Genomic DNA, 26,332 nt, shown 5'->3' with positions numbered 1-26,332 from the left:
GCGAAGACCTCTGCGCTCGCCGCTGCCCGCGCGAGCGCGGCGCTGCCTGCGCGGCCCCGCGCGAGGTCGCCGGTCGCGACCAGCAGCTCGGCATGGCGCTGGCTTTCGGAGAGCAGCACCACCAGCCGCTCGGCCGCGAGCGCGGCCTCGTGGGTGGCCCGCACGCGCTCGGCCCGCTGACCCAGTTCGATATAGCCGCCCACCACGAACATCCCCGCCGCGAGCGCGAACAGCAGGTTGAAGCTGAAAAAGGCGGTGATCTTGCCGCCCACCGGCAACGCGGCGAAGCGGCGGCGCGCGCGGGCGAAGACGCCGCCCGGCGCAGCGGCGGCGGCGGCGGCGGGGGCGGCGCTTTCCGCCTCGAAATCCAGCGCGATCTCGCCGAGCGCGCTCATGCCGCGGCCTCCTTGCCCCCGGCCAGCAGCGCGGTCTGCGCGGCGATCAAGCGGTCGATATCCTCCGCCGGCAGCGCGCGATAATAGAGCCAGCCCTGGATCTGGTCGCACCCCGCAAGGCGCACCAGCTCGGCCTGCTCCTCGGTCTCGACGCCCTCGGCCGTCACCCCCATGTCGAGCGCGCGGGCGAGCGCGATCGAGGAGAGCATCATCGCCCGGCTGCCGTCGTCGACGCCCGCAAGCTCCACCAGACTGCGGTCGAGCTTCAGCTTCTCGAAGCGGAAGCGCCGCAGGAAGCCGATCGAGGCGTAGCCCGTGCCGAAATCGTCGAGCGCGATCCGGACACCGAAGCTGCGGATCACGTCCAGCGTGCGCTCGGCAACCACGGGATCGAGCACGAGGCAGGTCTCGGTCACCTCCAGTTCCAGCCGGCTGGGCGGGAAGCCGGTTTCCTCGAGCACCTCGCCCAGCCGGATCGGGAATTCGGCGTTGCGCAGCTGCGCGGCGGAGATGTTGACCGACAGCGTAATGTCGTCCCAGCGGCGCGCATCGCAGGCGGCCTGGCGCAGCACCCACAATCCGAGCGGGTTGATGAGGCCCGAATCCTCGGCGATCGGCACGAAGACGTTGGGGCCCAGCGCGTCACGCTCCGACCCGCGATTCCAGCGCAGCAGCGCCTCGACCGCGACGATCTGTTTGGTCTCGGCATCGACCAGCGGCTGGTAGGCGAGCGCGAATTCGCCCGCCGCGATCCCGGCGCGGATTTCGTCCTCGATCTCGCGCACCCGCTCGCGGCGGCGGTCGAAGCTTTCGTTGAACCAGGTGCAGCGCATCTTGCCGCCGCGCTTCGACATGTCCATCGCCACGTCCGCGCGGCGGAGCAGCTCGGAGGCCGGGGCGCGGTCCTCGGGCAGCGAACGGGTGAGGCCGATGCTCGCGCCCATCGCGAAGTGCCGGCCGTCGAGCGCCAGCGGGGTGCCGAGCCGTTCGAGCAGGGTGCGGCACAGGCCTTCGAGGATCGTGCCGGCGACCTTGCCGTTCGCGAGCGCCGCGAATTCGTCGCCGCCGAGGCGGTAGCAGCGCGCCTCACGTCCGCAGACGCTGCGCAGTTCCTGGGCGAAGCGCGCGATCAGCCGGTCGCCCATCGCGTGGCCGTAATGATCGTTGAGCTGCTTGAACCCGTCGAGGTCGATGATCGCCAGCGCCAGTTCCTCGTCGCCCTGCGAGATACGCTCGATGTCCTCGCCCAGCGTGTGGCGGTTGGGCAGGCGGGTGAGCGTGTCGATGCTCGCGCGGCGTTCGAGCCCGCGCACATTCTCGATCCCGCTGCGGCCGAGGATGAACAGGACCAGCGCGTAGATCAGCACCGCGACGATCATCAGCGGGGCCTTGAGCGCGGTCTCCCAGCGCCCGGTCAGCACCAGCGCGGCCGAGAGCGCCCCGGTCAGCACGCAGGACACCGCGATCGGGATCACCACGAGCCCCGCGGAGGTCTTGTGCAGAGGCTGCTTCGATGCGCTCACGGCCAGACCAGTTCCACTCCGCGCGCCGCCTTCTGGCGCGTGGCAAACGTGCTAAAGACAAGCGGCTAAGGAAGGGTAAAGCATCGCCTCCCGGCAAGCGCCATCAGGCGCTGCGGCGCAGGGCGGCCGGAGCGAGCGCGGCGACCGGCTCGAAGAAGCTCGCGCGGCGCGCGGCGGGGACGAAGCGTTCGGTCTGGCCGACCACGGTCTCGCCCGCGCCGAGCATCAGGAACCCGTCCCCCATCACCGCACCCGCGAGCCGGTCGAAGGCATCGCGGCGGGTGGCGCGGTCGAAATACAAGAGCACGTTGCGGCACAGCACGAGGTCGAAGGGCAGGCGACCCGGGTGGGCGGGGCCGAGCAGGTTGTGCTGCTGGAAGCGCACCATCGCGCGCACGTCCCCGCGCACCTGCCAGCCGCGCGGGGTCTCGTCGAAGTGGCGCAGCATCTGGGCGACGCCCAGGCCGCGCTGCACCTCGAAGGGGCTGTAGAGCCCGCTGCGCGCCGCCTCGATCGCGCGGTGCGAGACATCGGTGCCGAGGATGTCGATGGTCCAGCCCTGCCAGCGCTCGGCCTGTTCGGTGAACAGCATGGCGAGGCTGTAGACCTCCTGCCCCGTCGAACAGCCCGCCGACCAGATCGACAGGCGGCGGCCATCGCGGCGGCGATGGGCGAGTTCGGGGAGGATTTCGGCGGGCAGCTGATCGAAGGTCGGCTTGTCGCGGAAGAAATAGGTCTCGTTGTTGAGCAGCGCCTCGACCACCTCCTGCGCCAGGTCCGGGCTACCCGCCGGCGGCGATGCGAGCAGGCACACGAGCTGGTCGACGTTCGAGATGCCGTGCGCGCGGAAGATCCCCGCCAGCGCCGAATTGACCCGCCAGCGACGGCTTTCGGTCAGGTGCTGGCCGGTGCGCGCCTCGAGCAGGTCGGCGATGATCTGGTGGCTGGCCTCGCTGCCTTCGATCATGGGCGCGCGCCTTGCAGGGCGGGGGCGGGCAGGACGGGCAGGGCGGCCTGCGCGCCGACCGCCTCGCCGAGCCGCTCGGGGCAGGCGATGATGCTGGCGAGCCCGGCCCGCGCGACGGCGCCGGGCATCCCCCACACCGCGCTCGAATCCGCGTCCTGCGCGTAGATCGTGCCCCCGGCATCGACCAGTGCCTGCGCGCCGAGCACCCCGTCGCGGCCCATGCCCGAAAGGATCACGCCCAAGGCGCGGCCCTCGCAGGCCTCGCCCAGGCTTTCCAGCATCGGATCGACCGAAGGCACGCAGCCGCTCGGCGCGGGCGCGTCGGACACTTCGACGACGAGGCCGAGGCTTCCCTTGCGGCGCACCACGATATGCCCGTGGCCCGGCGCGACGGCGATCCGGCCCGGGGTCAGCACGAGGCCGTCGGCGGCGATGTCGGCAGGGCGGCCGCAGGCGGTCTCGACCTGGCGGGCGAAGACCGGGATGAAGGAGGCGGGCAGGTGCTGGGTGACAAGCAGCGGCACCGCAAAGTCGCGCGGCAGCTGGCGCAGCATGAGGCCGAGCGCGTGGATCCCCCCGGTCGACGCGCCGATCGCGACCGCCTCCGGGCGGCGGGCGCGGCGGGCAAGGCCGGGCCGGGCGAAGGAGGGCGCGAGGGCCGGCCGCGCCGGCGAAAGGACCGCCTCGCCATCACCCCCCGCTCGGCTGCCGAGCGCGCGGATCTTGCCGAGCAGCTGCGTGCGGTAATCCTCGGTGAAGCCGCCCGGCCGGGGCTTTGCCAGCGTGTCGGCGGCGCCCATCTGGAGCGCGGTGAGCGTGTGCTCGGCCCCGTCCATGGTCAGCGAGGAGACCACCAGCACCTGCGGGCTTCCGGGCGTTGCGAGGATCGCGGGGAGCGCGCCCAATCCGCCGATCCCGGGCATTTCCAGGTCCAGAAGCACCACGTCGGCGGGCGTCGCGGCCAGCTGGCCGATCGCGCCCTCCGCGCTCGATGCGGTGCCGACGATCATCAGTGCGGGATCGCTTTCGACCATGCGCTTGAAGATCGTGCGCACCGTCAGCGAATCGTCGACGACCATGACCCGGATCGCCGCCCCCGCGCCCGCATGGGCGAAGGGCCGGCGGGCGTCAGGGGCTCGCGGGGCTGGGGCGGGGCGGGTCACGCAAACCCGACAAGCTGCAACTTGATCTGCAGCGTCTCGTGATCGAAGGGCTTCATCACATATTCGTCCGCCCCGGCCTGGATCGCCTGGCGGATGTGGGCGACATCGTTCTCGGTGGTGCAGAACACCACCTTGGGCTTGTCGCCGCCCTCGCGCTGGCGCAGGTGGACGAGGAATTCGATGCCGGTCATCACCGGCATGTTCCAGTCGAGCAGCACCACATCGGGCATCGCCACCGCACAGGCATCCAAGGCCAGCTTGCCGTTCTCGGCCTCCTCCACCGCGAAGCCGAGGGTCTCGAGGATATGCCGCGAGACCTTCCGGATCACGCGCGAATCATCGACGATCAGGCAAGTTTTCATGGGACATCCTGCGCTTGGGCCGCGCCCAAAGTGGGTCCATTTGGTAATTATAGGATTAAGCCGCGGTCTCGATTTCGCGCGAAAGTCCCTCAGGTCCGGCGAGCAGAGCGGAAAGATCGACGAGCAGCGCCGGGCCCGCCATCGTCTCGACCATGCCGCTGGCGATGCGCGACCATTCCGCGCCGAAGCCGCCGGGCACCTGCCCGGCTTCGCTCGCGGCGGTGGTGATGTCCTCGATCATGTCGACGAGGAGGGCGTAGGAATGCCCCCCCTCGGACACCACAATGGCGCGGTGATCGGTCGGCCAGGCGGCCTCGCCCGCGCCGCCCGCCAGCCCGATCGCGCGGCGGCAGTCGATCACCGTCAGCGCCTGGCTGCGCAGCGCGGCGATCCCCGCGATCCAGGCGGGCGCGCGGGGGATCGGAGTGACGGTGCCGATCTCGATCACCGATCTGACGTCGAGCGCCCCGAAGGCGCAGGCGCGCCCGGCGATGCGGGCCACCACCAGCAGCTCCCCGATCATGCCGCGCCTCCCTTGCGTGCGGCGACCAGCGCGGCGAGCAGCCCCTCGCGGTCGTAGCGGTAGATGGTGCCGCTCGCCGGCGGGGCCTCGGGCTGGTCGCGCAGCCGGATGACGCGCGGCGGCAGCGGGCGGCCGAGCGCCTCGGCGGCCTCGTAGACGTCCTCGAAGAGGATACCGAGCGCATCCGGGCCGGCCTCGGCAGGCGCGACGATCTCGTATCCCGCCGCCGCCACCAGCGGGGCGAGGATGCTGCGCGCCCAGTCCCCCTCGGGCAGCACGGCGCGCGGGCGGTTCGCCGGGAGCGGCGCCTCGCCATGGGCGGCGAACAGGGCGTGGGCATCGATCAGCGTCACCGGCTGCCCGGCGACCAGCGTGATGCCCTCGGCAAAGGGGTCCTCGGGCACGGGGCGCAAGGTATCGGCGAGTTCCACCGCGTCCTCCACCTCGCGCACCGCATAGAGCAGGTCGCAGGCCCCGTCGGAAAGGCGCAGCAGGCGCAGCTTGGACTGGGCGAGGGGCGTGTCGGGCAGGCCGACGAGCGGCAGGATCATCCCGTCGATCACCACGCGCGGGCGGCCGGCGGAGCGGTCGATGGCGCTCGCCGGCGCGGTCTCGATGCGCTGGACCAATTCGAGCCGCACCGCTGCCCGGCGCCCGGCGAAATCGGTGAACAGCATCGCGCGCGCCGCCGGTTCGGCCGCCGCCTCGGCCTGCGCCAGCGGCTTGAAGACGCGCCCCCGCGTCTCGGCCATGAGGTTCGCCTGCGCGGCGATGTTGGCGACGTCGAGCAGCAGCACCGGCTGGCCATCGTCGAGCAGGGTCGATCCGGCATAGAGCCCGGTGCGCATCACCGCCGGGGCGAGCGGCTTGACCACGATGTCGCCGTGCCCGTGGATGCCCTCGACCGCGAGCGCGAAGAGATCGCCGCTGGCAAGGCGCAGCATCACCAGCGTGGGTTCGGCCGGCGTGCTCTCGCTAGCCAAGCCGAGCACCTCGCCCAGCATCAGGCAGGGCACGCGGTTGCCCCGGAAGGTGACGAGCGCCGTCTCGCCCAGCCGGGTGAAATCGAGCGCCTGCGAGGAGGCCTGGACGATCTCCTCGACATAGGATTGCGGGATCGCGAAGCGCTGCCCGGCGATCTCGACGGTGAGCCCGGCGATGATCGAGAGGGTGAGCGGGATCTGCAGGCGGAACAGCGTCGCCTCGCCCGGCTGGCTCTTCACCGCGATCGAGCCGCCGACCTTCTCGAGGTTCTGGCGCACCACGTCGAGCCCGACGCCGCGCCCGGAGACGTTGCTGACCGTTTCGGCGGTGGAGAAGCCCGGCTCGAAGATCAGGTTCAGGAGCTTCTCGCGGGGCATGGCGGCGCGTTCGGCCTCGGTGATGAGGCCGGTGGCGACCGCCTTGGCGGCGATCCGCTCCTCGTCGAGGCCCCGCCCGTCGTCGGAAATGACGATGCTGATGGTGTTGCCCGACTGGCGCGCCGCGATGGAGAGGAGGCCGATCTCGCGCTTGCCGGCGGCGAGGCGGGCGGAAGGGCTCTCGATCCCGTGGTCGATGGCGTTCCTGATGAGGTGGGTGATGGGATCGCGGATGGTCTCGATCATCTCGCGGTCGAGTTCGACATCGCCGCCGTCGAGATCGATCATCACCTGCTTGCCGAGTTCGGCGGAAAGGTCGCGCACCATGCGGGGGAGGGCGGCAAACAGCGTCTCGATGCGCTGCATCCGCATCCGGGTGATCGCGTCGCGCACGTCGGAAAGGATCGTGGTGAGCCGCTCGAAGGGGCCGTCGATGGTCGGCTGGGTGCCGGCCTGGCGCAGGCGATGGGCCAGATCGTTGCGGGCGAGCACCATGTCGGAGACGCCGCTCATGACGCGGTCGAGCAGTTCGACGGGCAGGCGGATGGTGCGCTGGGCGGTGGCGGCGGCAACGGCGGCGGCGGCGGAATCGCTGCGGCGGCCAGCCGGGGCTTGCTCCTCGCCAGAGCCCAGCAGCGCGCTCGCAGGGGCGTGCAGGGGCGGGCCAGACCCCTCGCAGACCCCCTCCAGCGCAGGGTTTTCGGGTGTTTCACGTGAAACATCGAGCCCGGCGATGAGGTCCTCGTCGCCGCCTTCGGGGAAGGGTTCCTTGGCCTCGATGGCATCGACCATCGCCGCGATCCGGTCGATGATGGCAAGCACCGCGGTGACCAGCCGCTGGTCCGGCTCGCGCCTCCCGGCGCGGCAATCGGCGAGCGCATCCTCGGCGGCGTGGGAGAGGCTGGCGAGGCGGGGAAAGTCGAAGAAGCCGCAATTGCCCTTCACCGTGTGGACGAAGCGGAAGATCGCGTCGAGCCGCGCGCGGTCGGTAGGATCGGCCTCCCAGGCGACGAGTTCGCCGCCCGAGGCTTCCAACATCTCGCGGGTCTCGGCGATGAAATCCGCCAGCAGATCGTCCATGCGAAGCAGCGCCCTCTTGCCCTTGCGAGCGAAGGCTATGCGGCAGGGTTGGTTAACAGGCTCCTAGCGCGCCGTTGCGGCGGGGGCGGGCGGGCGGTGGGCGAAGATATGGCGGATCAGGACCGCCGCGGTGAGCGCGCCGAACAGGTTGGCGGCCAGTTCGGCGGTGTAGATCGCGGCAGAACCCATCGCAGGGCGCAGCATCAGCGCCACCGGGAGCATCACCAGGAACACCCGCGCGACGGATTGGCCGAGGGCGAATCCTGCCCGGTCGACCGCGTTCATGATCCCGTTGCCGACGATCAGCAGCCCGAACCCGGCATAGCCCCAGGCCGCGATCCTCAGGTACAGGTCGAACTCGGCGATGACGGCGGGATCGCTGGTGAAGATCCGCGCGAAGTCCTGCCCGGCGGCCATCACGCCGACCGCCACCAGCAGCCCCCAGGCGATGCAGAAGCCGCCCGCATACATCACCGCCTCGCGCGCCCGGTCGATGCGGCCGGCGCCCCAGTTCTGCCCGACGATCGCCCCGATCGCCCCCGACAGGCCGAGCAGCGGGACGATCACGAAGCTTTGCAAGCGGCCCGCCGCGCCGAACCCGGCGACCGCCGCATCGCCCTCGAGCGCGACCAGCGCGGTGAGGATCGAGAGGCCTAAGGGGTTGATCGCGTTGGAGAAGGCGGCGGGAAGTCCCACCCTGATGATCGCCCGCGCGGGTTCGAGGAGATCGCAATTGCGCAGCAGGGCGAGGTTGAGCGGCAGGGGCGTGCCCTTCAAGAGCCACACCGCGACCACCACGCCCAGCGCCCAGCCGATCCCCGTCGCATAGGCCGCGCCCGCGATGCCGAAGCCGTCAAAGCCCATCGCGCCGGTGATCAGCAGCGGGTCGAGCACCCAGTTGGCGGCGGCATAGACGATCGAGATGGTGCTCGTCCGCCGCGCCTCGCCCTGGCCGCGCAGCACGCCGTTGAAGCCCATGATCGCAAGGCTCAGCGGGAAGCTGGCGGCGAAGGGCGCCATGTAGGCGTGGATCAGCGGCATCAGGCGCGCGGGCGCGTTCATCGCCGCGAAGATCGCGTCCGAGCCGAGCCACAGCGCAAGCCCCATGACCAGCCCGACGAGGCAGGCAAAGACGATCCCGAGGTTCGCCCGCCGCGCCGCCTTGGCAAGGTCCCCCTCGCCGAGCGCCCGCGCGACGACCGAGTTGATCCCCACCATCACGCCCACCCCCAGCGAGGTGATCGCCACGGTGATCGGGAAGATGAAGGAGATCGCCGCCAGCGCGTCGCTGCCGAGCTGGCCGATGTAGTAGGCATCGACGATCCCGATCGACATGATCGCGGCGACGCCGATCACCGCCGGGGCCGTCTGGCTGAGGAGGTGCCCGGGGATCGAGCCGGTGACGAGGCGCGCCGAAGGGGGCGGGGCGGAGGAGGGTGAGGCAGACGCGCCGGTGTTCATCGCAAGCCCGGACTAGCCGCCCGCGTGCGGCTTGCAAAGCCTTCGCTCGGCGTGCGATAGCGGGGCGCGAGGAACGACGGAGAGGAACGGCCCCATGGCGACCCAGCTCAAGCCCGGTATCGAGTGCAGCAAGGAAGAATGGCAGGCCCGCCTCGATCTGGCAGCGTGCTACCGCATCTTCGACCATCTCGGCTGGTCGGAATCGATCTACAACCACATCTCGCTGAAGGTGCCGGGCGAGGAGGGCACCTTCCTCATCAACCCCTTCGGCCTGCTCTACAGCGAGGTTACCGCAAGTAACCTCGTCAAGATCGACGTCGAGGGGAACAATGTCGGCGGCTCGCCCTACATGGTGAACAAGGCGGGCTTCACCCAGCACGCCTATTTCCACAAGCATCTGGGCGGCCGGGCGGATGCGATCTGCCATGTCCACACCACCGCGACGATGGCGGTGGCGAGCCACAAGGACGGGCTGCTGCCCACCAATTTCTACGCCTGCAACTTCCAGGGCCAGATCGGCTATCACGACTTCGAGGGCGTCACCGTGCGCCCCGAGGAGGGCGAGCGGCTGGTGCAGAACCTCGGCAACCACACCATCCTGATGCTGCGCAACCACGGCCCCGTTGTCATGGACCGCACCATCCAGGGGATGTTCGTCAAGATGTGGGCGCTGCAGCGCGCCTGCGAGATCCAGGTGGCGACCCTCTCCATGGGCGATCCCGTGCTCGTCCCGCGCGAGGTGATCGAGGTTCACCAGCGCGACCTTTCGGTGATGAGCGGGCAGGGCGGTGCGGGGCTGTTCGATTTCGAGGCGTGGAAGCGCAAGATCGACCGGATCGACGACAGCTGGCGCCAGTGAGCACCGCGGCCTGAGGCACCCCCATGACCGGCATGACCGTCAACGAGCGGCCGGTCGCGTTCCGGCTCGATCCGCGCACCCCGCTGCTCTACGCGCTGCGCGAGGCGATGAACCTCACCGGCACCAAGGCCTGCGGGGGCGGGCCCGCGTGTTCGGGGGCGTGCATGGTGCTGGTCGACGGGGTGGCCCTGCGGTCCTGCGCGATCACCCTCGCCGAGGCCGAGGGGCGGATCATCACCACCATCGAGGGCCTCAGCCGCGATCGCTCGCACCCGGTGCAGCAGGCGATGGTGGCGCAGCAGGCCGTGCAATGCGGCTACTGCACGCCGGGGATCGTGATGTCGGCCGCCGCGCTGCTCCAGCGCAACGCCGCGCCGACGCGCGAGGATATCGAGGGGGCGGTCCCCAATCTGTGCCGCTGCGGGGTCTATCCGCGGCTCGTCAAGGCGATCGAGCAGGCGGGGCGGGTGATGCAGCGGCAGGAGCGGGTCAGCGCGGCGCCCGCGCCGGGAATCAGCCCCGAGGACGCGGCCAAGGCGGTGCCGGCGCTGCGCGTGACGCCGGGGGGATGAGGGACAGGCGATGAAGGCGACGATCTGGCACAATCCGGCCTGCGGCACCTCGCGGAAGACGCTGGCGATCCTCGAGAACCTTAGCCGCGTCGAGGTGACGGTGGTGGAATATCTCAAGGACCCGCCCTCGGCGGAGAAGCTCGCCCAGCTCTACCGCGATGCCGGGATCACGCCGCAGCAGGGCCTCCGGGTGCGCGGCACCGACGCGGCCGAGCGGGGTCTGCCCGAAGCGGACGATCAGACGGTGCTGGCGGCGATGGTCGCCGACCCGATCCTCATCGAGCGCCCGCTGGTGGAGACCGACAAGGGCGTGCGCCTGTGCCGCCCTCAGGACGAGGTGCTGGAGATCCTCTAGCCCCGTTCGTGTCGAGCGCAGTCGAGACACCTGCGCAAGCCTCTCGACTTCGCTCGAGGCGAACGGGGAAATGGACTAGGTCCGTTCATTGGTAAGATCCCGGTCCGCCTGCAGCTTGAACCAGCCGTGGACCAGCACGATCAGGCACAGCCCGACGATGAGGCCGAAGCCCAGGTAGTCCGAATGGCCGTAGAGCCAAACGCCCAATGCCGGCGCGTAGATGTAGCTCGCGCCCGCAAGGCTTGCGACGATGCCCGAAGCCTGCCCCTGCTCGGCGCGGGTGACGGCGAGCGAGGTGCCTGCCGTGGTGCCGGGGCGGAACAGGCCGAAGCCCAATGAGGCGATGGCATAGCCCAGCGCGATGAGGTGGAGGTCGCCCGCGACGGCGAGGATCATGGTGCCCGCCGCGGCGGCGGCGATGCCCCACAGGCTGGCGGTGCGCGGGCCGAGGTCGAAGCGCGGGATCAGGCCCCATTGCGCCAGCAGCGTGGCGATCGCGCCTGCCATCAGCACGATGCCGATCGGCCCCGCGCCCGCATCGGGCATGGCGCGCAAGCCCAGCCGGTCGAGCACGAGGAAGCCCGCGATCCCCTGCACCATCGCCTGCGCATGGCCGCCGACGAGGCCGGCGAAGACCCACGGGCGCAGGCGCGGATCGCGCCAGCTGAGGCGCGGCGGATTGCCGGCTTGCTCGGTCTCCAGCCCGCCGTCGGGATCGGCCGGGGCGCCCCCCGCTGCGCTCGAATAGGGGGCGGCCTGACCGCGCGCGGCGAACTGCGGCGTGTCGTTGGGAAGGCGCAGGCGCAAGAGGACCAGCGCGACCACGCCGATCGCGGCGAAGGCGATGAACGGCCCGGTCAGCCCCAGCCCGAGGAACGGCACCACCATCAGCGGCGCGAGCGCCGGGCCGATCACCGTGCCGAGGCCGAAGCTCGAGGCGATCAGCGACAGCGCCTGGGTGCGTTCGGCGCGCGGGGTGCGCGATGCGACATAGGCCTGCACCGCCGGGGGCGCGGCGCTGCCGAAGCCGCCGTAGAGGCTGCGCGCGGCGGCAAAGGCAATCAGCGTCCAGAACGCCGACATCCAGCCGGCGAGCCCCGCCCACAGCGCCGCCCCGCACAGCACGAAGCTGACGATGAAGCCGGAAAGGCCCAGCGCCATCATCGCCTTGCGCCCGCGCTGGTCGGATCGCCGCGCCCAGAACGGCGCGCACACCACCCACAGCAGCGCCGACCACGAATAGGCCAGGCTGATCCACACGTCGGCGACCTTCAGCGCGGTGCCGATCGAGGGCATCACCGATTGCATCGCGGTGTTTCCGGCCGCGGTCACCAGCATGACCATGAACAGGAGCGCCATGCGCGAGCGCGGGATCGCGCCCGTGGCAGGCTCGGCCACGGCGGCAGCGGCGGGCGCGGGCGCAGGCGCGCGGGTCGGCGTCAGGTCAGGTTCGGTGTCGGCCACGCGCCGCTCGCGGCCTAGGCGAAGGTTTCGGCCACCGCCTCTTGCGAGGGGCCGGCGAGCTGGCGGTGGATCGCCGCGGTGACCACCAGAAACACCACCGTGATCACCGCATTCACCAGCGCGCTCACCACGTTGATGCCGATCGTCGTGACCGGCTCGCCGATCGCCGAGAGGATCAGCGTCAGCACCGCCGAAACCAGCGTCGCGATCAGCCCGATGGTGAACATCAGCAGGAACAGGAACACCAGGATGCGCAAGGAATTGCCCTTGGTCAGCCGCCACGAACGCCTGAGCGCCGCGATCGGGTTGCGTTCGCCCTCGATGGCGATGACCGGGGCGAGCAGCGCGAACTTGGCGAACAGGTAGATGACCGCGACGATCGTCACGATCACCCCCACCGCGATCAGCGCCGGGTTGCCGGCCGCCGCCAGCAGCCCCGCCGGAAGGCCGATGGCAAGCCCTGCGCCCAGAACGCTGACGATCTGCGCCAGCAGATAGGCCGGGATAGAGCGGATGCCGGTCCCCAGCGCCTCGCCCACGGTCGGGTTGCCGCGGTCGCTGAGGAGGGCGAGCAGGCTCATCGAGCCGATGAACTGGATCACCAGCATCGCCGTCAGCAGCGGCCAGTTGTCGGCATACATCGCGCTCATCTGCGCCGTCAGCGCCTGCATCGCGGCGTCCGGATCCGCGCCCGATGGGCCTGCCGGCGCGGGCGGGTTGGCGAGCGCGGGGACGAAGATCGACGCGACCAGCGAGGGCAGGAAGAAGAACAGCCCCGCGATGGCGCCGATCGTGTCGCGGTTCGCGCCGATCAGCCCTGTCGTGAGTGTCCACGCCCTGCCCATGTCGAGCTTGCGGTTTGCCATCGCGCGCGTCCCTTGCTGCGGGCGGCGCGCGGGGGCGCGCGCAATCGCCTCTTGATCTCGCCGCTCAATGCCCCCACCGCTGCGCCATGGCAAGCATTGCTCCCGCCCAGGCCACAGCATTCCCGATCGCATGGCAGCGCGAGACCGCGCCCGTGCCCTACGCCGCCGCGCTCGCCGCGATGGAGGCGCGCAATGCCGCGGTGCAGGCGGGCGCAGCGGCGGAGCTCGTCTGGCTGCTCGAACACCCGCCGGTCTACACCGCCGGCACCAGCGCCGATCCGGCCGAGCTGGTCGATCCGCGCTTCGAGGTGGTCGAAGCCGGGCGCGGCGGGCGTTACACCTATCATGGCCCCGGCCAGCGGATCGGCTATCTGGTGCTCGACCTTGCGAAGCGTGGGCGCGACGTGCGCTGCTTCGTCCACGCGATCGAGGGGTGGGTGATCGCCACCCTCGCGAAGTTCGGCGTCGAGAGCTGGCGGGCCGAGGGCCGGGTCGGCATCTGGACCCACGACATCGACGGCAGCGAAGCCAAGATCGGCGCCATCGGCGTGCGGGTGCGGCGCTGGGTGACGATGCACGGCTTCTCGGTCAACCTCGACCCTGACCTCACGCACTTCGGCGGGATCGTCCCCTGCGGTATCGCCGAATACGGTGTCACCAGCCTCGCGCGGCTGGGCCTCCGGGTTTCGGCCGAGGAATGGGACGAGGCGCTGATTGCCTGCGCACCGGATTTTCTTGACGCGCTGGACGCGGCGGCGAAAAGAGCCTGCCGATGAACCGCGCCCCGCTCGCCGCCCTGTGTCTCGCCCTCGCGCTCGCCGGATGCGAGCAGCAGGCCGCCCCGGCCGAGGAAGGCGCGGGCGCCTCGGGCGAGGTGCTCGCCGGATCGGTGAGCGATGCGATGATCCCGCTCGGCGAACTCACCTCCGAAGCCCCGCTCGCCCCGCGCCAGGGCCCCGCCGACACCGCGCCGGGCCTCGAGGGCGAGCAGCCCGAAGCGGAGCCGGTGCCGGGGATCGATGAAGCTGCGGTGGCCGATGAGGCGGCGGCAGCGCCCGCACCCGATCAGCCGCCGCAATAAGCCGGCGACGTCAGCGACGCTGTCTCCCTTCCGCGTGAGGAAGGCTCGGGGCTGGGGGCGAGGCCGACAGGCCTCGCGGCGTGGCCGCTGGCGTGGAGCCCCCACCCCCCCTGCCCCCCTCCCCGAGGGGAGGGGGGAGCACAATCACTCCGCCGCTTCGGCCTGTTCTTCCGCGAGCGTCGGGTAGTCGGTGTAGCCCTGCGGGATCGGGAAGTACCAGCTCTTGGGGACGTCCTTGTTGGGGTTCCAGTGGGCGCCCGCGGCGATCCGCTTGTCGAGATCGGGGTTGGAGATATAGGGCCGCCCGAAGCTCACCGCGTCGCACTTGCCGCTCTCGATGTCGCGGACCGCTTCCTCGGCGGTGTAGTCGGAATTGAGGATCAGCTTGCCGGTGTAGATCTGGCGGATCAGCGGGCTCTGCTTGGGCACGTCGGTGCGCCCGAAGGTGCCCTCCGGTCCCGGCTCGCGCAGTTCGACGAAGGCGAGGCCGAGCTCCTCGCACACCTTCGCCGCCGCGCCGAAGGTCGCCGCCGGGTCGCTGTCGTCGCAGCCCTGCGTCTCGCCGTTGGGCGAGAGGCGGATGCCGACGCGGGTTTCGCCCCACACGTCGATCAGCGCTTCCAATACCTCGCGCATGAAGCGGGTGCGGTTCTCCGGGCTGCCGCCGTATTCGTCGGTCCTGAGGTTCGAGGAATCGCGCAGAAACTGGTCGATGAGGTAGCCATTGGCGCCGTGCAGCTGCACTCCGTCGAAGCCGGCTGCCTTGGCGTTCTCGGCGGCGCGGCGGTAATCGGCGACGGTGCGCGCGATGTCCTCGTGCGTCATCTCCCGCGCCTCGGCATAGGGCTGCTTGCCCTGCGGCGTGTGCGCCTCGCCCGGCGCGGTGGTCGCGCTTGCCGAGACGGGGGCGGCGCCGTCCAGAAACACCGGGTGGACGATGCGGCCCATGTGCCACAGCTGCATGACGATGAGGCCGCCCTCCTCGTGGACCGCTGTGGTGGTGGCCTTCCACGCTTCGGTCTGCTCCTCGCTCCAGATGCCGGGCGCCGACGGCCAGCCGAGGCCCTCGCGGCTGATCCCGGTCGCCTCGGTGAGGATCATCCCCGCACCTGAACGCTGGCGGTAATAGGTCGCCATCAGCTCGTTGGGCACGAACATCGGCTCGGCCGCGCGGCCGCGGGTGAGGGGGGCCATGTGGATGCGGTTCTTGGCGTGGAGCGCGCCCATCTGGAGCGGCTGGAACAGGACGTCGTGCATATCTGAAGATATCCTCTCGAACGGGTTTCGATTGGCTATCCACTTGGGGCGAGCGGGTCTAGGGCGCAACCATGGAAAAAGCGGGCCGGACCCAAGAAGAAGTTGTTGCTGCCGCCCCGGTCGAGGGCGCGCGCCCGGCGCAGTGGCTGCTGCTGCTCGCGCTGTTCGGGGGCAACGTGGCGCTCGCGATCGGGCCGTGGTTCGTGCGGATCGCCGACACCGGGCCGGTTGCGGCGGGGTTCTGGCGGCTGTTCCTGGCGCTGCCCTTCATGGTGCTGCTCGCCCGGGCAAACCGCCAGCCGCTGACGGGGATGGGGGCGAAGACGCTGGGGCTGGTGGCGCTGGGCGCGGTGACCTTCGCGCTCGATCTCGCCAGCTGGCATATCGGGATCGGCATGACCCGGCTGGGGAACGCGACGCTGTTCGGCAATGCCGGCTCGATCGTGCTCCTGTTCTGGGGTTTCCTCGTCGCGCGGACCCTGCCGGGTCGGCTGGAATGGCTGGCGATCCTCTTTGCGCTGGCGGGGGCAGCGATCCTGATGGGCCGCAGCCTCGAGATCAGCCACGAGACGCTGGTCGGCGACCTGTTCTCGGTCGCGGCAGGGCTGCTTTACGCGGTCTACCTCCTCACCTTGCAGAGTGCGCGCGGCGCCTTCGGGTCGTGGAGCCTGCTGGTTTGGGTGAGCGTCTTCGGCGCCCCCGTGCTGCTCGCCATCGCGCTGCTGCTGGGCGAGCCGGTGTGGCCGCAGGCGTGGGGGCCGGTTGTCGGCCTGTTCGTGCTCAGCCAGCTGGTCGGACAGGGGCTGATGGTGTTCGCCCTGCGCTATTTCCCCCCGCTGGTGGTGGGGCTGGCGCTGCTGACCCAGCCCGCGGTCGCCTCGATCTACGGCTGGCTGGCCTTCGGCGAGGTGCTGAGCGGGCTGGATATCGTCGGCATGGTGCTGGTCGGCGCGGCGCTGGCGGTGTCGCGGGCGCGGGCAACCTAGTCCCCGCTGAACGCCACCTTCCCCAGGTCGCCCATGCCCACGGTCCCGCTCGCCATCTCCAGCATCCGGTCGAGGCTGCGCTTGGCTTTCACGCGGATGCCTTCCTCGATCTCCACCTGCGGCGACAAATCCCGCAGTGCCACGTAGAGCTTCTCCATCGTGTTCAATGCCATGTAGGGGCAGATGTTGCACGAGCAGTTCCCGTCCGCGCCGGGCGCGCCGATGAACTGCTTCTCGGGCAGGGCCTTCTGCATCTGGTGGATGATGTGCGGCTCGGTCGCGACGATCAGGGTGTCGCCGGGGAAGGTCTTGGCGAAGCTCAGGATGCCGCTGGTCGAGCCGACATAATCGGCATGGTCGATGATCGTCGGCGGACATTCCGGGTGCGCGGCGATGGGCGCGCCGGGGTGTTGCTCCTTCAATTTCAGGAGCTCGGTCTCGCTGAACGCCTCGTGGACGATGCACACGCCGGGCCACAACAGCATCTCGCGGTTGAATTTCCGCGAAAGGTAGCCGCCGAGGTGCCGGTCCGGGCCGAAGATGATCTTCTGTTCGGGCGGGATCTGGGCGAGGATCGTCTCGGCGCTCGAGGAGGTCACGATGATGTCCGAGAGCGCCTTCACCTCGGTCGAACAGTTGATGTAGGTGAGCGCGATGTGATCGGGGTGCGCCGTGCGGAAGGCACGGAATTTCTCGGGCGGGCAGGAGTCCTCGAGGCTGCAACCGGCGTCCATGTCGGGCAGGATCACGGTCTTGTGCGGCGAGAGGATCTTGGCGGTGTCGGCCATGAACTTGACCCCGCAGAAGGCGATCACGTCCGCGTCCGTGGCCGCGGCCTTCCTCGATAACTCCAGCGAATCCCCCACGAAGTCGGCGATGTCCTGGATGTCCGGCGTCTGGTAGTAATGCGCGAGGATCACCGCGTTCCTCTCCTTGCGGAGACGGTCGATCTCGGCGAGCAGATCGGTGCCGGTGGGGTTGCGGGTCAAGAGGCTCATCGTCGGTCGGTCCCCATCACATCAGGAGCCGCCGATATAGGCGCGCCCGCGCGCTTTTCGAGCGAAAAGCGCGGGCCCTCACCCCTCGCCTTCGAAGCGCACCTCGACCCGGGCCCGTTCGAAGCCGATCGCCTGCAACGGTGCCGCGAGGTTGCGCTGCACGGCTTCACGCGCCGCGGTGCGAGCAAGGCCCAGCGCCTCGCCGTCCTTCGCATATTCGATGGCGCGCGCCTCCGCGATGCGCGAATTGCTCCGTGCCAGGCTCTCGGCGTCCTTGCGAGAGACCCAGATGCCGTCGGTGAAGGCGCGGGCGCGGGCCTCGTCGATGTTGGGACGCGAGATCCGGAGCGGCGGCAAGGTCACCGTCATCACCTGGCGGTCATCGTCCCACTGGATGTCGGACCTCCGGATCTCGCCGAGCCTGACCCGGTAATCGACCAGGGCGGGCACGATCACCAGCTGGCGACGCTCGAGCACGGCGAGATCGACCGGACCCTTGATGACGCTCTCGGAGACGACCTGGAAGCGGTAGGTGAGCACGATCAGATCGTTCTGCCGCGTGAAGGTCTGCATCGCGCTTGCGACCGGATCGCCCTCCTCGCGGTGGAAATAGGCGCGCCAGGCAAGGAACAGCGTCGCCACCAGCAGTGCGGCCGCAAGAGCCGCGAGGATCGCCTCGCCGCGCGCGCCCAGCCGGCCGCCCGCACCTGCCACGGCGGGCGCAGGATGCGGCGCGCGAGCAGGCGGCGGGCTCACGCGATCGCCCACAGCTCGCCCTCCCTGCGCACGGCCATGCCGCGCCTGGCGAGATCGAGGAGGTGCGCGGTCACGCTCATCTCCGCCGCGCCGACGAGGCGCGGGTCGAGCCCCTTGTACATCTCCGGGATGAAGCCGCTGACCGGGCGCGCGGCCTCACCCAGCAGCCGCAGGATCTGCGCCTCGCGCTGGCGGCGGTGGCCGATCATGCCGCGCACCAGCTGCCTGGGCTTCTCGATCGCGGGGCCGTGGGCCGAGTGGTAGCGCACGTCCTCGCGCGCCATCAGCTTGTCGAGGCTCGCCATGTAATCGCCCATGTCGCCGTCGGGCGGGATGACCACGCTGGTCGACCAGCCCATCACGTGATCGCCGGTGAAGAGCGCGCCGCTCTCCTCAAGCGCGAAGCACAGGTGGTTGGAGGTGTGCCCGGGCGTCGCCACGGCGGTGAGCGTCCAGCCAGTGCCGCGCATCCCCTCGCCATCCTCGAGCACGCGGTCGGGGGCATAGGTCGGATCGAAGGCCTCGTCCGAACGCGGGCCATCGACAGCCAACACCAGCGGCGCGCAGCCGACGATCGGCGCGCCGGTCGCGGCAGCGAGCGGCGCGGCGGCGGGGGAGTGGTCGCGGTGGGTGTGGGTGCACATGATCGCGAGGATTTTCCGCGCGCCCACGGCCGCGAGGATCGCGGCGATGTGATCGGGCTCGTTCGGCCCCGGGTCGATCACCGCGCAGTCCGGCCCGTCCGCCATCCCCACCACATAGGTCTGCGTGCCGGTGAAGGTGTAGGGCGAGGGATTGGGCGCGAGCACGCGGCGCACCAGCGGCTCGACATCTTCGCCGAGGCCGGTGGGCCAGGGCTTGGGGGGGATGGTGACCATCTCCCTCACATGGCGCGCGCGGTGTCTTACCGCAAGCTTGCATGGCCCACCCCCGACCCCTCCCGCAATCGGGAGGGGGGAAGACAGCACTGATAACTCCCCTCCCGCCTGCGGGAGGGGCCGGGGGTGGGCCCTCGGACGCTTTCCGTTCGCCTCGAGCGAAGTCGAGAGGCCTGTCCCGTGCGGACTCGAGAGGACGTGCGCGGGGTGTCTCGACTTCGCTCGACACGAACGGGTGCGGGTGTGCGGGAGGGACCCGAGTGATGCCGCCCGGCAAGACATGAGGGCCACCCCCCCCGTTCGCCTCGAGCGAAGTCGAGAGGCCTGTCTCGAGCAAAGTCGAGAGGCCTGCCGCCGAAGGTGTCTCGACTTCGCTCGACACGAACGGCTAGTGAGGCGCAAAAATCTCGGGAGAGCCTGTTCATGTCCGACTACATCCTCGTCCTCGACGAGGGCACCACCTCGACCCGCGCGATGCTCTTCGCCTCCGACGGCGTGCTGGTGGCCAGCCACCAGGAACCGCTCACCCAGCACTATCCGCAGTCCGGCTGGGTCGAGCACGATCCCGCGGAAATCTGGGAGAAGACGCTCCGCTGCGCCGAGAACGTGGTGCCCAAGGCGGGCGGGGCGGCGATGATCGCTTGCATCGGGATCACCAACCAGCGCGAGACGGTGGTGGCGTGGGACCGCACGACCGGAGAGCCGCTGGCGAACGCCATCGTCTGGCAGGACCGCCGCACCGAGCCCTTCTGCGCCGCGCTTCGCGAGGCCGGCCACGAGGCTGGCGTGCAGGAGCGCACCGGGCTGCTGCTCGACCCCTATTTCTCGGGCACCAAGATGCGCTGGTTGCTCGACAATGTTCCGCCAGTGAAGGCCGCAGCCGACGCGGGCACGCTCGCCTTCGGGACGGTCGAGAGCTGGCTGGTGTTCAAGCTGACCGGGGGCGCGGCGCACATCACCGATGCCTCGAACGCCAGCCGCACGCTGCTGATGGGGCTGGAGGACGCGCAGTTCAACGAGGAGCTGTGCGAGCTTCTGGGCGTGCCGCTCGCGGCGCTTCCCGGCGTGGTCGACACCTGCGGGCCGCTCGCCATGACCGACCCTTCGCTGCTGGGCCGCGCCATCCCGATCACCGGCCTTGCGGGCGACCAGCAGGCGGCGACCGTGGGGCAGGCGTGCCTTGCGCCCGGCCAGACCAAGGCGACCTACGGCACCGGGGCCTTCGTGCTGACCTGTCAGGGCAGCCGCATCCCGCGCTCGACGAACCGCCTGCTCGGCACGGTGCTGACCCAGTGCGATGGGGTGCGCACCTACGCGATCGAAGGCTCGGTGTTCGTCGCCGGGAGCCTTGTCCAGTGGCTGCGGGATTCGCTCGGCATCGTCGAGGTGGCGAGCCAGACCGAGGCGCTCGCCCGCTCGATCCCCGACAGCGGCGGGGTGGTGATCGTGCCCGCGCTCGCGGGCCTCGGCGCGCCGCACTGGAACGCCGAGGCGCGCGGGGTGATCGCGGGGCTCTCCTTCGCGAGCGGCAAGGCCGAGCTCGCGCGCGCGGCGCTGGAGGCGATGGCGCACCAGACCCACGACCTCGCCGCCGCCTTCACGGCCGACGGCGCGCCGTGGAAGACCTTGAGGATCGACGGCGGCATGGCAGCCAACGACTGGATGGCGCAGGACCTCGCCGACGTGCTCGGGGTGACGGTGGAGCGCCCCGGCTTCGTCGAGACGACGGCACTGGGCGCGGCGATGCTGGCAGCGGCAGGAGCGGGGCTTTACCCGGACCTCGGCAGCGCTGCGCAGGCGATGCGCGGGCGGCTGAGCAAGTTCGAACCCGCCATGGGAGACGACGTGCGCGACGCGCGGCTGGCAGCCTGGCGCAAGGCGCTGGCGGCGGCCTAAGGTTTGGCATCGGCGACGCGCACGAGTGGTGCTTGATCGGCTTGTTTCATGTGAGATGCCTTGCGGATGACAAGTGAGGGAAGACAATGACGACGCCCATCACCCGGGAAATCGTTGAGCAAAGGTATGATGCGCTGGGCTACCAGCACGGCTGGACCCTGATGTATACGCCGGCTGCAACGCTGCGGACGGCGAAGTTCGCGTTCGTGGGCCTCAATCCGGGCGGCGGGGGGGATGGGGACACTTACCCTTACGAAGGTGTCTGGGATGAGGCGGCAGGAAACGCCTACTTCGACCATGACTGGGGGCCGGGAAAGGGCAAGGCGCCGATCCAGCTGCAGATCCAGAAGTGGCATGAATTGCTCGGAATCGGCAGCGGCGACAGTCTTTGCATTCAGTTCGTGCCGTTTCGATCGCCCAGTTGGCACGCGCTCGAGAAGCAGGCCGAGGCCCTTGCATTTGCGCACGAGCTCTGGAGCTGGATTCTCGCCACTTCGCCAGCGACGCACTTCCTCACGATGGGAAAGGAGCCTGCGCTCCACCTCGCAGACATCATGAACGCCGAGCACATCCTCGACCTGCCAGCAGGATGGGGTCGACAGACGATCAACGTATGGGAGAGCGCGAGCGGCAGGCGGATCGTCGCTATGCCTCATCCGAGCCGCTACCGATTGTTCGGGCGGACGGATGAAAAAAGTCAGCTGGCCGAAACAAACTTCAGGATCGCTGTCGGGCTTTGACCGCAAGGCTTGTTTGCGTGCTTGGTGGCGGCACCCCGCTGCTCCGGCGGCCTGAACGCAGGCGGCGCCAGCGGCAGCGCAGCCCCGGCAAAGTCCGCCTTGGCCCGCGGTCAGACCCCCTCCAGACCCCCGCTACACCCCCTTCAGGCCACGTTTTGCGCCGTGTTTCACGTGAAACATCGGGGAGAGCAGGGCGGCCTTAACCGAGGCGGCCGAATTCGCGTCCGATCCGGTCCTGGAAGGCCTGCACCGGCGAGCTCTCGTCGAAGCGCTGGCGCCAGGCCTCGTCCAATCGGGCGATGCGGCGGTGGAGCCGTTCGGTGTCGGCGATGAGCTCGCGGGTTTCCGGTTCGAGCAGGGCGAGCTGGCCCTCGTCGGCGGCGCGATCGGGCGGCAGGCCGCCGTGCATCCGCACCTGATTTTCGGACAATTCGCCTGAAAAAAGAGCGCGTTGGTTGAGCAGCCAAGCGAGCACGTGCATCATCCGGGTGGTGGTCTTGAGCCCTTCCGTCGAGAGCGCGAGGCGCACGAAGGCGTCCTCCCCGGTGATCGGTTCGCGCGTGCCGGCGGCGAACACCGCGCGCACCTCGTCGGCGAGCACCAGCGCTTCGGTGTAGAGCGCCTCGATGATCGGGCGCGAGAGATTAGGGGTGCGGTCCATGTTGGCGCCCAGCCTACGCCCCGAGGCGCCCGCCCGCCACCTCCAACATGGTTACTATCCCGTCGATTTTCACATCCGTCCCTTCGGGGAACAGAATGACCGGCGCGGTAACCATGCGGGGCGAGGCGGGGCGGGGGGACTGCGCCGGTGGAAGGCGGCCTGCACTGCAAATTACGCAATGATATCAGGCAAAAGCGTATCCTCGATGATCGCGATCTGGTCCTTCAGCCGCAGCTTGCGTTTCTTCAGCCGCGCGATCTGGAGCATATCCGCCGACGCGGAGCCGCGCGCCGCTTCGGTCAGGGCGGCGATCGCGGCGTCGAGGTCGCGGTGCTCGGTCTTGAGCAATTCGAGCTTTTTCCTGAGCTCCTGCTCGGTCATCGTCGCCCCTGATCCTCTTCGCTGCCCGCCACCGGGGGTGTCGCCTGCGCCAAATGCACGCCTGCGCTACGCGTTCCCGGCGCATTTTGTAAGATGGGATCGCGCGATTTTGCCCGCCTTGGCGAGCGGTGCGATCCAACCGTTCCCCGCGCGAAAGCCACGGTGCGGCGTTCAGGATCTATTCGCACTTTGCAAGCCAGTCTGCCTGTGGTTTCACTGAAACCTGCGGCCCGGCCGCATCGTGTGCCGAGTCGCCTTTCCGGGGGCATCCCCCCGCAGGACAGGAGAACGCATAATGGCATCGACCGCAGTGTCTTCCCACCTCACCGCGCTTCAGCACAAGCACGCCGGTCTCGAGGCGCGGCTTCGCGAGGAGATGGCCCGCCCCGCGCCCGACACCGCGATGATCCAGGCCCTGAAGAAGCAGAAGCTGCGCCTCAAGGAAGAGATCGCCGGCGTCTGATCCCGGGCCGCTGCGGCGGCGGTGCGATTTCAATGCGCTTTTGCATTTGCCGTACGGAATGAATAGACCTCGACGGCAATGACCGCCGCCGCCGCCGCCCGCCAGATCCTCCTCCGCCTCACCGAGGTGATGGCCTCGCGCCTGCACGCGCAGGGCAAGCTTGATCAGGTGGTCGAGATCATCGGCGAATGCCTGTCGAGCGAGGTGTGCTCGATCTACCTCCTGCGCGAGGGGATGCTCGAGCTGTTCGCCACCCGCGGCCTCAATCAGAGCGCGGTGCACGTCACCCGCATGGCGATCGGCGAGGGGCTGACCGGGCAGATCGCCAGGAAGGTCGAGACGCTCAACCTTGCCGAGGCCAAGGCCCACCCCGACTTCCAGTACCGCCCGGAAACGGGCGAGGAGAAGTTCCACTCCTTCGCCGGCGTGCCGATCGTCTACCGCGAGCGCGCGGTGGGGGTGCTGTGCGTCCAGCATGTCGAGCCGCGCCGCTACGAGGACATCGAGATCGAGGCGCTTCAGACCACCGCCATGGTGCTCTCCGAGCTGATCGCCAATGCCGAGCTGATCGACGAGGAGGAGGCGCTCGGTCTCACCTCCGAGATGGTCGGGCCGCAGACGCTTGCGGGCCTGACGCTGGTCAAGGGGCTGGGGGCAGGCCATGCGGTCTACCACCAGCCGCGGGTCGAGATCACGCAGGTGATGGCGCAGGACATCGAGGCCGAGCGCGAGCGGGTCTACCGCGCCTTCGACAAGATGCGCCAGCAGATCGACGGGCTCGCCAGCCAGGCCGAATTCGGCGTCGGCGGCGAACACGAGGAGGTGCTCGAAACCTACAAGATGTTCGCCTACGACGAGGGCTGGTCGCGGCGTATCAACGAGGCGATCGATGCCGGCCTCACCGCCGAGGCGGCGATTGAGCGGGTCCAGCAGCACACCCGGATGCGGATGCGCGAGATCGACGATCCGCTGCTCGCCGACCGGATGCACGATCTCGAGGATCTGGCGAACCGCCTGCTCAGGATCGTCGCCGGGCAGGTCGGCACCGCCGCCTCGCAGGGTTTGAGGCGCGACACGATCCTGATCGCCCGCAACTTGGGCCCCGCCGAACTGCTCGAATACGACAAGCGGCGGCTGAAGGGTGTCATTCTGGAAGAGGGCTCGCTCACCGCCCACGTGGTGATCGTCGCCCGCGCCATGAACGTGCCGGTGATCGGCCGCACCAAGGGCGTGCGCACCACCATCCGCGAGGGCGACGAAATCCTGCTCGACGCCTCGGCTGGGAGCGCCATCGTCCGCCCGCTGCCGCAGGTCGCCGACGCCTTCCAGGCGCGCTTCGCCAAGAGCCGCGAGAAGCAGGCGCTCTACGCGCAGCTGCGCGATGTCGAGCCCTTCACCCGCTGCGGCACGCGCATCCAGGTGATGATGAACGCCGGCCTGCGCGACGACATGGCGGCGCTCTCGATGACCGGCGCCGACGGCGTCGGCCTGTTCCGCACCGAGTTCCAGTTCCTCGTCTCGGCCACCCTGCCGCAGCGCGAGCGGCAGACGCGGCTCTACCGAGACGTGCTCGACGCGGCGGGCGACAAGCCGGTGATCTTCCGGACGGTCGACATCGGCGGGGACAAGTCGGTGCCCTATCTCGCGTCCGAGATCGCCGCGCAGGACGAGAACCCGGCGATGGGCTGGCGGGCGCTGCGCCTTGCGCTCGAACGCGAAGGCCTGATGAAGATCCAGGCGCGCTCGCTGCTGGAAGCCGCCGCCGGGCGCTCGCTCTACGTCATGTTCCCGATGGTCTCCGAACCGTGGGAGTTCGACGCGGCCAAGCAGGTCTTCGACGAACAGCTCGCTTTCCTGCGCGCGCAGAAGAAGCTTCTGCCCGAACGGATCAACTTCGGCGCGATGCTGGAAGTGCCCGCATTGGCCGAGGTGCTCGACATGCTGCTGCCGCGCCTGTCGTTCCTGTCGATCGGCACCAACGACCTTACCCAGTTCCTGTTCGCCGCCGATCGCGCCAACCCGAAGCTGGCGGAGCGTTACGACTGGCTCAGCCCCTCGATCCTCCGCTTCCTGCGGCGGGTCATGCAATCGAGCGTCGGCTCGGGCGTCGATATCGGCGTGTGCGGCGAGATGGGCGGGCGCAGGCTGGAGGCGCTGGCGCTGCTCGGCATCGGCTACCGCCGCCTGTCGATCACGCCGGCCGCCGTCGGCCCGATCAAGGAGCTGGTGCGCAAGGTCGACCTTGCCGAACTGACCGCAGCGATGAACGGCTGGCTCGCTAGTCCGCATCGCAGCTTGCGCGAGGAACTGGCCGGCTGGGCGAGCGCGCGCGACATCGAATATGACTGACGCAGGCTTGCGGAGAGGCGTGCGCGGGGTGCGGTAGTGTGCTAAGCGGCCCATTGACAGGACGCGCCCCGGCGGCGAGTCCGGTCCCCGCGCACACTCCCACTCACACAAGCGCAAGCCTCGCAAGAAGGCGCGTCAGCATTCGGGTTACCATGGACAGCGACATCTCTCCCGGCGCCGAAACCGCGCCCGCCACGCCCGTTTCACGGCCCGGCGAAGCCCTGCGCACGGCGCGCGAGGCGCTGCGGCTCGATCTGCCGCACATCGCGGCCGAAACCCGCATTCCGCTGCGCCACCTCCAGGCGATCGAGGACGGGCAGTTCGACGCGCTCCCTTCGCGCGCCTATGCGATCGGGTTCGCGCGCACCTTCGCCAAGGCGGTCGGGCTCGATCCGGCCGAGATCACCGATGCGGTCCGCGCCGAACTTGCCGACGGCCCGATGCGCCGCACTGTCGCGGCGCCGGGCATGGAGCCGGGCGATCCGGCGCGCCTGCCGTCCTCGGGCCTCGCATGGGCGGCGGGCGGGGCTGTGCTGATCCTCGCGATCGGCGCCTTCGCATTCTACCGCACCCATTTCGGTGCCGGGGCCGAACCCGGTTCGCTGCTGCCGCCAGAACCGGCGGCGACCGCCACCGCGCCAGTGGCTGCCGCGCCCGCGCCGACCGCTGCCGCGCCGAGCGGGCCGGTGGTCCTTACCGCGACGCAGGACGGCATCTGGGTGCGTCTCTACGAGGAGGGCGGCGAGCGCCTCACCGAGCGCACCCTCGCGCGCGGCGAGACGCTCGAGGTCCCGCCCGCGGCGCGCGATCCGCGGATCAACACCGGGCGCCCCGACGCGCTCGACATCACGGTCGGCGGCCAGGCGGTGGCACGGCTCGCCGAGCGCGCCCAGACGATCGCCGGCGCGCCGGTGTCCGCCGCCGCGCTGCTGGCG

General features: G+C 69.9%; 27 protein-coding genes. 11 read left to right on the top strand and 16 right to left on the bottom strand.

The features are described 5' to 3' along the window. The 8 genes from OPU67_RS15100 to OPU67_RS15065 all read right to left on the bottom strand — a co-directional run. A partial coding sequence (locus OPU67_RS15100; RefSeq protein ID WP_267621095.1) for a hypothetical protein occupies nucleotides 1-395 on the bottom strand: 395 nt, incomplete at its 3' end. Continuing rightward, a complete protein-coding gene (locus tag OPU67_RS15095; protein ID WP_267621094.1) occupies nucleotides 392-1,918 on the bottom strand; it encodes a putative bifunctional diguanylate cyclase/phosphodiesterase in 1,527 nt (508 codons plus the stop codon). The genes OPU67_RS15100 and OPU67_RS15095, both read right to left, overlap by 4 nt. Before the next feature lie 103 nt (nucleotides 1,919-2,021). Beyond that, nucleotides 2,022-2,885 carry a CheR family methyltransferase gene (locus OPU67_RS15090; protein ID WP_267621093.1) on the bottom strand — a complete coding sequence of 288 codons (864 nt, stop codon included), beginning with the start codon at nucleotides 2,883-2,885 and terminating at the stop codon, nucleotides 2,022-2,024. Continuing rightward, nucleotides 2,882-3,964 carry a chemotaxis-specific protein-glutamate methyltransferase CheB gene (cheB, locus tag OPU67_RS15085; protein WP_267621092.1) on the bottom strand — a complete coding sequence of 361 codons (1,083 nt, stop codon included), beginning with the start codon at nucleotides 3,962-3,964 and terminating at the stop codon, nucleotides 2,882-2,884. The genes OPU67_RS15090 and cheB overlap by 4 nt, the downstream gene beginning before the upstream one ends. 80 nt (nucleotides 3,965-4,044) lie before the next feature. Beyond that, nucleotides 4,045-4,410: a response regulator gene (locus tag OPU67_RS15080; RefSeq protein WP_267621091.1), complete on the bottom strand. Its 366-nt coding sequence runs from the start codon at nucleotides 4,408-4,410 to the stop codon at nucleotides 4,045-4,047. 55 nt (nucleotides 4,411-4,465) lie between these two features. After that, nucleotides 4,466-4,933 (bottom strand): chemotaxis protein CheW, encoded by a 468-nt coding sequence (locus OPU67_RS15075; protein WP_267621089.1) that lies wholly within the window; start codon nucleotides 4,931-4,933, stop codon nucleotides 4,466-4,468. Then, complete coding sequence (locus OPU67_RS15070) at nucleotides 4,930-7,374, bottom strand: chemotaxis protein CheA (RefSeq protein WP_267621087.1); 2,445 nt, start codon at nucleotides 7,372-7,374, stop codon at nucleotides 4,930-4,932. The genes OPU67_RS15075 and OPU67_RS15070 overlap by 4 nt, the downstream gene beginning before the upstream one ends. A 63-nt stretch (nucleotides 7,375-7,437) precedes the next feature. Continuing rightward, nucleotides 7,438-8,835 (bottom strand): MATE family efflux transporter, encoded by a 1,398-nt coding sequence (locus tag OPU67_RS15065; RefSeq protein ID WP_267621085.1) that lies wholly within the window; start codon nucleotides 8,833-8,835, stop codon nucleotides 7,438-7,440. Nucleotides 8,836-8,929: 94 nt separating this feature from the next. Here OPU67_RS15065 and OPU67_RS15060 point away from each other — a divergent pair, with 94 nt between their 5' ends. Genes OPU67_RS15060 through arsC form a run of 3 tightly spaced genes read left to right on the top strand, consistent with a single transcriptional unit; the run spans nucleotide 8,930 to nucleotide 10,621 of the window. Continuing rightward, nucleotides 8,930-9,694, top strand: coding sequence for a class II aldolase/adducin family protein (locus OPU67_RS15060; protein ID WP_267621083.1), 765 nt, complete (start codon nucleotides 8,930-8,932; stop codon nucleotides 9,692-9,694). 23 nt (nucleotides 9,695-9,717) lie between these two features. After that, nucleotides 9,718-10,266, top strand: a complete 549-nt coding sequence (locus OPU67_RS15055; RefSeq protein WP_267621081.1) for a (2Fe-2S)-binding protein — start codon at nucleotides 9,718-9,720, stop codon at nucleotides 10,264-10,266. A 10-nt stretch (nucleotides 10,267-10,276) separates the two neighbouring features. Further along, a complete protein-coding gene (gene arsC / locus OPU67_RS15050) occupies nucleotides 10,277-10,621 on the top strand; it encodes an arsenate reductase (glutaredoxin) (RefSeq protein ID WP_267621080.1) in 345 nt (114 codons plus the stop codon). 75 nt (nucleotides 10,622-10,696) lie between these two features. Here arsC and OPU67_RS15045 read toward each other — a convergent pair whose 3' ends face one another. Both OPU67_RS15045 and OPU67_RS15040 read right to left on the bottom strand, forming a co-directional pair. Beyond that, the gene (locus tag OPU67_RS15045; RefSeq protein ID WP_267621078.1) at nucleotides 10,697-12,085 is read right to left on the bottom strand and encodes an MFS transporter; all 1,389 of its coding nucleotides are present in this window, start codon (nucleotides 12,083-12,085) and stop codon (nucleotides 10,697-10,699) included. 14 nt (nucleotides 12,086-12,099) lie between these two features. Further along, complete coding sequence (locus tag OPU67_RS15040; RefSeq protein ID WP_267621077.1) at nucleotides 12,100-12,951, bottom strand: glycerophosphoryl diester phosphodiesterase membrane domain-containing protein; 852 nt, start codon at nucleotides 12,949-12,951, stop codon at nucleotides 12,100-12,102. 86 nt (nucleotides 12,952-13,037) lie between these two features. Between OPU67_RS15040 and lipB the strand changes: the two genes are divergently transcribed. Both lipB and OPU67_RS15030 read left to right on the top strand, forming a co-directional pair. Further along, nucleotides 13,038-13,727 carry a lipoyl(octanoyl) transferase LipB gene (gene lipB / locus OPU67_RS15035; RefSeq protein ID WP_267621075.1) on the top strand — a complete coding sequence of 230 codons (690 nt, stop codon included), beginning with the start codon at nucleotides 13,038-13,040 and terminating at the stop codon, nucleotides 13,725-13,727. Further along, a complete protein-coding gene (locus tag OPU67_RS15030) occupies nucleotides 13,724-14,032 on the top strand; it encodes a hypothetical protein (RefSeq protein WP_267621074.1) in 309 nt (102 codons plus the stop codon). Before lipB ends, OPU67_RS15030 begins: the two co-directional genes overlap by 4 nt. A 144-nt stretch (nucleotides 14,033-14,176) precedes the next feature. Here the strand turns inward: OPU67_RS15030 and OPU67_RS15025 are convergent, their stop codons facing one another. Beyond that, on the bottom strand, nucleotides 14,177-15,289 hold the full coding sequence (locus tag OPU67_RS15025) for an alkene reductase (protein ID WP_267621072.1): 1,113 nt from the start codon (nucleotides 15,287-15,289) through the stop codon (nucleotides 14,177-14,179). A 71-nt stretch (nucleotides 15,290-15,360) separates the two neighbouring features. Between OPU67_RS15025 and OPU67_RS15020 the strand changes: the two genes are divergently transcribed. Further along, on the top strand, nucleotides 15,361-16,275 hold the full coding sequence (locus OPU67_RS15020; RefSeq protein WP_267621070.1) for a DMT family transporter: 915 nt from the start codon (nucleotides 15,361-15,363) through the stop codon (nucleotides 16,273-16,275). Here OPU67_RS15020 and nadA read toward each other — a convergent pair. From nadA to OPU67_RS15005, 3 genes are all read right to left on the bottom strand, one after another. Continuing rightward, nucleotides 16,272-17,273 carry a quinolinate synthase NadA gene (nadA, locus tag OPU67_RS15015; RefSeq protein ID WP_267621068.1) on the bottom strand — a complete coding sequence of 334 codons (1,002 nt, stop codon included), beginning with the start codon at nucleotides 17,271-17,273 and terminating at the stop codon, nucleotides 16,272-16,274. The two genes, OPU67_RS15020 and nadA, sit on opposite strands and share 4 nt — an antisense overlap. Nucleotides 17,274-17,351: 78 nt before the next feature. Beyond that, on the bottom strand, nucleotides 17,352-17,987 hold the full coding sequence (locus OPU67_RS15010) for a DUF4230 domain-containing protein (RefSeq protein WP_267621066.1): 636 nt from the start codon (nucleotides 17,985-17,987) through the stop codon (nucleotides 17,352-17,354). 38 nt (nucleotides 17,988-18,025) lie between these two features. Then, entirely contained in the window at nucleotides 18,026-18,907 is an 882-nt protein-coding gene (locus OPU67_RS15005; protein WP_267621064.1) for an MBL fold metallo-hydrolase, read from the bottom strand. 423 nt (nucleotides 18,908-19,330) lie between these two features. On the opposite strand from OPU67_RS15005, the gene glpK reads away from it, so the two are divergent. After that, on the top strand, nucleotides 19,331-20,803 hold the full coding sequence (gene glpK / locus OPU67_RS15000) for a glycerol kinase GlpK (RefSeq protein WP_267621062.1): 1,473 nt from the start codon (nucleotides 19,331-19,333) through the stop codon (nucleotides 20,801-20,803). Nucleotides 20,804-20,889: 86 nt separating this feature from the next. Then, the gene (locus tag OPU67_RS14995; RefSeq protein ID WP_267621060.1) at nucleotides 20,890-21,543 is read left to right on the top strand and encodes a hypothetical protein; all 654 of its coding nucleotides are present in this window, start codon (nucleotides 20,890-20,892) and stop codon (nucleotides 21,541-21,543) included. 199 nt (nucleotides 21,544-21,742) lie between these two features. Here OPU67_RS14995 and OPU67_RS14990 read toward each other — a convergent pair whose 3' ends face one another. Continuing rightward, nucleotides 21,743-22,204 carry a DUF1465 family protein gene (locus OPU67_RS14990; protein ID WP_267621058.1) on the bottom strand — a complete coding sequence of 154 codons (462 nt, stop codon included), beginning with the start codon at nucleotides 22,202-22,204 and terminating at the stop codon, nucleotides 21,743-21,745. Nucleotides 22,205-22,375: 171 nt separating this feature from the next. Beyond that, complete coding sequence (locus tag OPU67_RS14985; RefSeq protein ID WP_017666379.1) at nucleotides 22,376-22,585, bottom strand: DUF465 domain-containing protein; 210 nt, start codon at nucleotides 22,583-22,585, stop codon at nucleotides 22,376-22,378. A 295-nt stretch (nucleotides 22,586-22,880) separates the two neighbouring features. Between OPU67_RS14985 and OPU67_RS14980 the strand changes: the two genes are divergently transcribed. The 3 genes from OPU67_RS14980 to OPU67_RS14970 form a co-directional block, all read left to right on the top strand. Beyond that, on the top strand, nucleotides 22,881-23,048 hold the full coding sequence (locus OPU67_RS14980) for a YdcH family protein (RefSeq protein ID WP_267621055.1): 168 nt from the start codon (nucleotides 22,881-22,883) through the stop codon (nucleotides 23,046-23,048). A gap of 78 nt (nucleotides 23,049-23,126) precedes the next feature. Further along, nucleotides 23,127-25,397 (top strand): phosphoenolpyruvate--protein phosphotransferase, encoded by a 2,271-nt coding sequence (ptsP, locus tag OPU67_RS14975; RefSeq protein WP_267621053.1) that lies wholly within the window; start codon nucleotides 23,127-23,129, stop codon nucleotides 25,395-25,397. Nucleotides 25,398-25,549: 152 nt separating this feature from the next. Beyond that, a partial coding sequence (locus OPU67_RS14970) for a helix-turn-helix domain-containing protein (RefSeq protein ID WP_267621051.1) occupies nucleotides 25,550-26,332 on the top strand: 783 nt, incomplete at its 3' end.

The organism is Erythrobacter sp. WG, assembly GCF_026586795.1.
Lineage (GTDB): Bacteria > Pseudomonadota > Alphaproteobacteria > Sphingomonadales > Sphingomonadaceae > Erythrobacter.
The sequence above is the reverse complement of the archived record's forward strand: the minus strand, read 5'-3'. Positions and strand labels throughout refer to the sequence as shown.

Bases quoted from the DNA above. Each gene is read 5' to 3' on its own strand.
- OPU67_RS15090 (WP_267621093.1), bottom strand. From the start codon at position 2,885: ATGATCGAAGGCAGCGAGGCCAGCCACCAGATCATCGCCGACCTGCTC.
- cheB (WP_267621092.1), bottom strand. From the start codon at position 3,964: ATGGTCGTCGACGATTCGCTGACGGTGCGCACGATCTTCAAGCGCATG.
- OPU67_RS15080 (WP_267621091.1), bottom strand. From the start codon at position 4,410: ATGAAAACTTGCCTGATCGTCGATGATTCGCGCGTGATCCGGAAGGTC.
- OPU67_RS15075 (WP_267621089.1), bottom strand. From the start codon at position 4,933: ATGATCGGGGAGCTGCTGGTGGTGGCCCGCATCGCCGGGCGCGCCTGC.
- OPU67_RS15070 (WP_267621087.1), bottom strand. From the start codon at position 7,374: ATGGACGATCTGCTGGCGGATTTCATCGCCGAGACCCGCGAGATGTTG.
- OPU67_RS15065 (WP_267621085.1), bottom strand. From the start codon at position 8,835: ATGAACACCGGCGCGTCTGCCTCACCCTCCTCCGCCCCGCCCCCTTCG.
- OPU67_RS15060 (WP_267621083.1), top strand. From the start codon at position 8,930: ATGGCGACCCAGCTCAAGCCCGGTATCGAGTGCAGCAAGGAAGAATGG.
- OPU67_RS15055 (WP_267621081.1), top strand. From the start codon at position 9,718: ATGACCGGCATGACCGTCAACGAGCGGCCGGTCGCGTTCCGGCTCGAT.
- arsC (WP_267621080.1), top strand. From the start codon at position 10,277: ATGAAGGCGACGATCTGGCACAATCCGGCCTGCGGCACCTCGCGGAAG.
- OPU67_RS15040 (WP_267621077.1), bottom strand. From the start codon at position 12,951: ATGGCAAACCGCAAGCTCGACATGGGCAGGGCGTGGACACTCACGACA.
- lipB (WP_267621075.1), top strand. From the start codon at position 13,038: ATGGCAAGCATTGCTCCCGCCCAGGCCACAGCATTCCCGATCGCATGG.
- OPU67_RS15030 (WP_267621074.1), top strand. From the start codon at position 13,724: ATGAACCGCGCCCCGCTCGCCGCCCTGTGTCTCGCCCTCGCGCTCGCC.
- OPU67_RS15025 (WP_267621072.1), bottom strand. From the start codon at position 15,289: ATGCACGACGTCCTGTTCCAGCCGCTCCAGATGGGCGCGCTCCACGCC.
- OPU67_RS15020 (WP_267621070.1), top strand. From the start codon at position 15,361: ATGGAAAAAGCGGGCCGGACCCAAGAAGAAGTTGTTGCTGCCGCCCCG.
- nadA (WP_267621068.1), bottom strand. From the start codon at position 17,273: ATGAGCCTCTTGACCCGCAACCCCACCGGCACCGATCTGCTCGCCGAG.
- OPU67_RS15005 (WP_267621064.1), bottom strand. From the start codon at position 18,907: ATGGTCACCATCCCCCCCAAGCCCTGGCCCACCGGCCTCGGCGAAGAT.
- glpK (WP_267621062.1), top strand. From the start codon at position 19,331: ATGTCCGACTACATCCTCGTCCTCGACGAGGGCACCACCTCGACCCGC.
- OPU67_RS14995 (WP_267621060.1), top strand. From the start codon at position 20,890: ATGACGACGCCCATCACCCGGGAAATCGTTGAGCAAAGGTATGATGCG.
- OPU67_RS14990 (WP_267621058.1), bottom strand. From the start codon at position 22,204: ATGGACCGCACCCCTAATCTCTCGCGCCCGATCATCGAGGCGCTCTAC.
- OPU67_RS14985 (WP_017666379.1), bottom strand. From the start codon at position 22,585: ATGACCGAGCAGGAGCTCAGGAAAAAGCTCGAATTGCTCAAGACCGAG.
- OPU67_RS14980 (WP_267621055.1), top strand. From the start codon at position 22,881: ATGGCATCGACCGCAGTGTCTTCCCACCTCACCGCGCTTCAGCACAAG.
- ptsP (WP_267621053.1), top strand. From the start codon at position 23,127: ATGACCGCCGCCGCCGCCGCCCGCCAGATCCTCCTCCGCCTCACCGAG.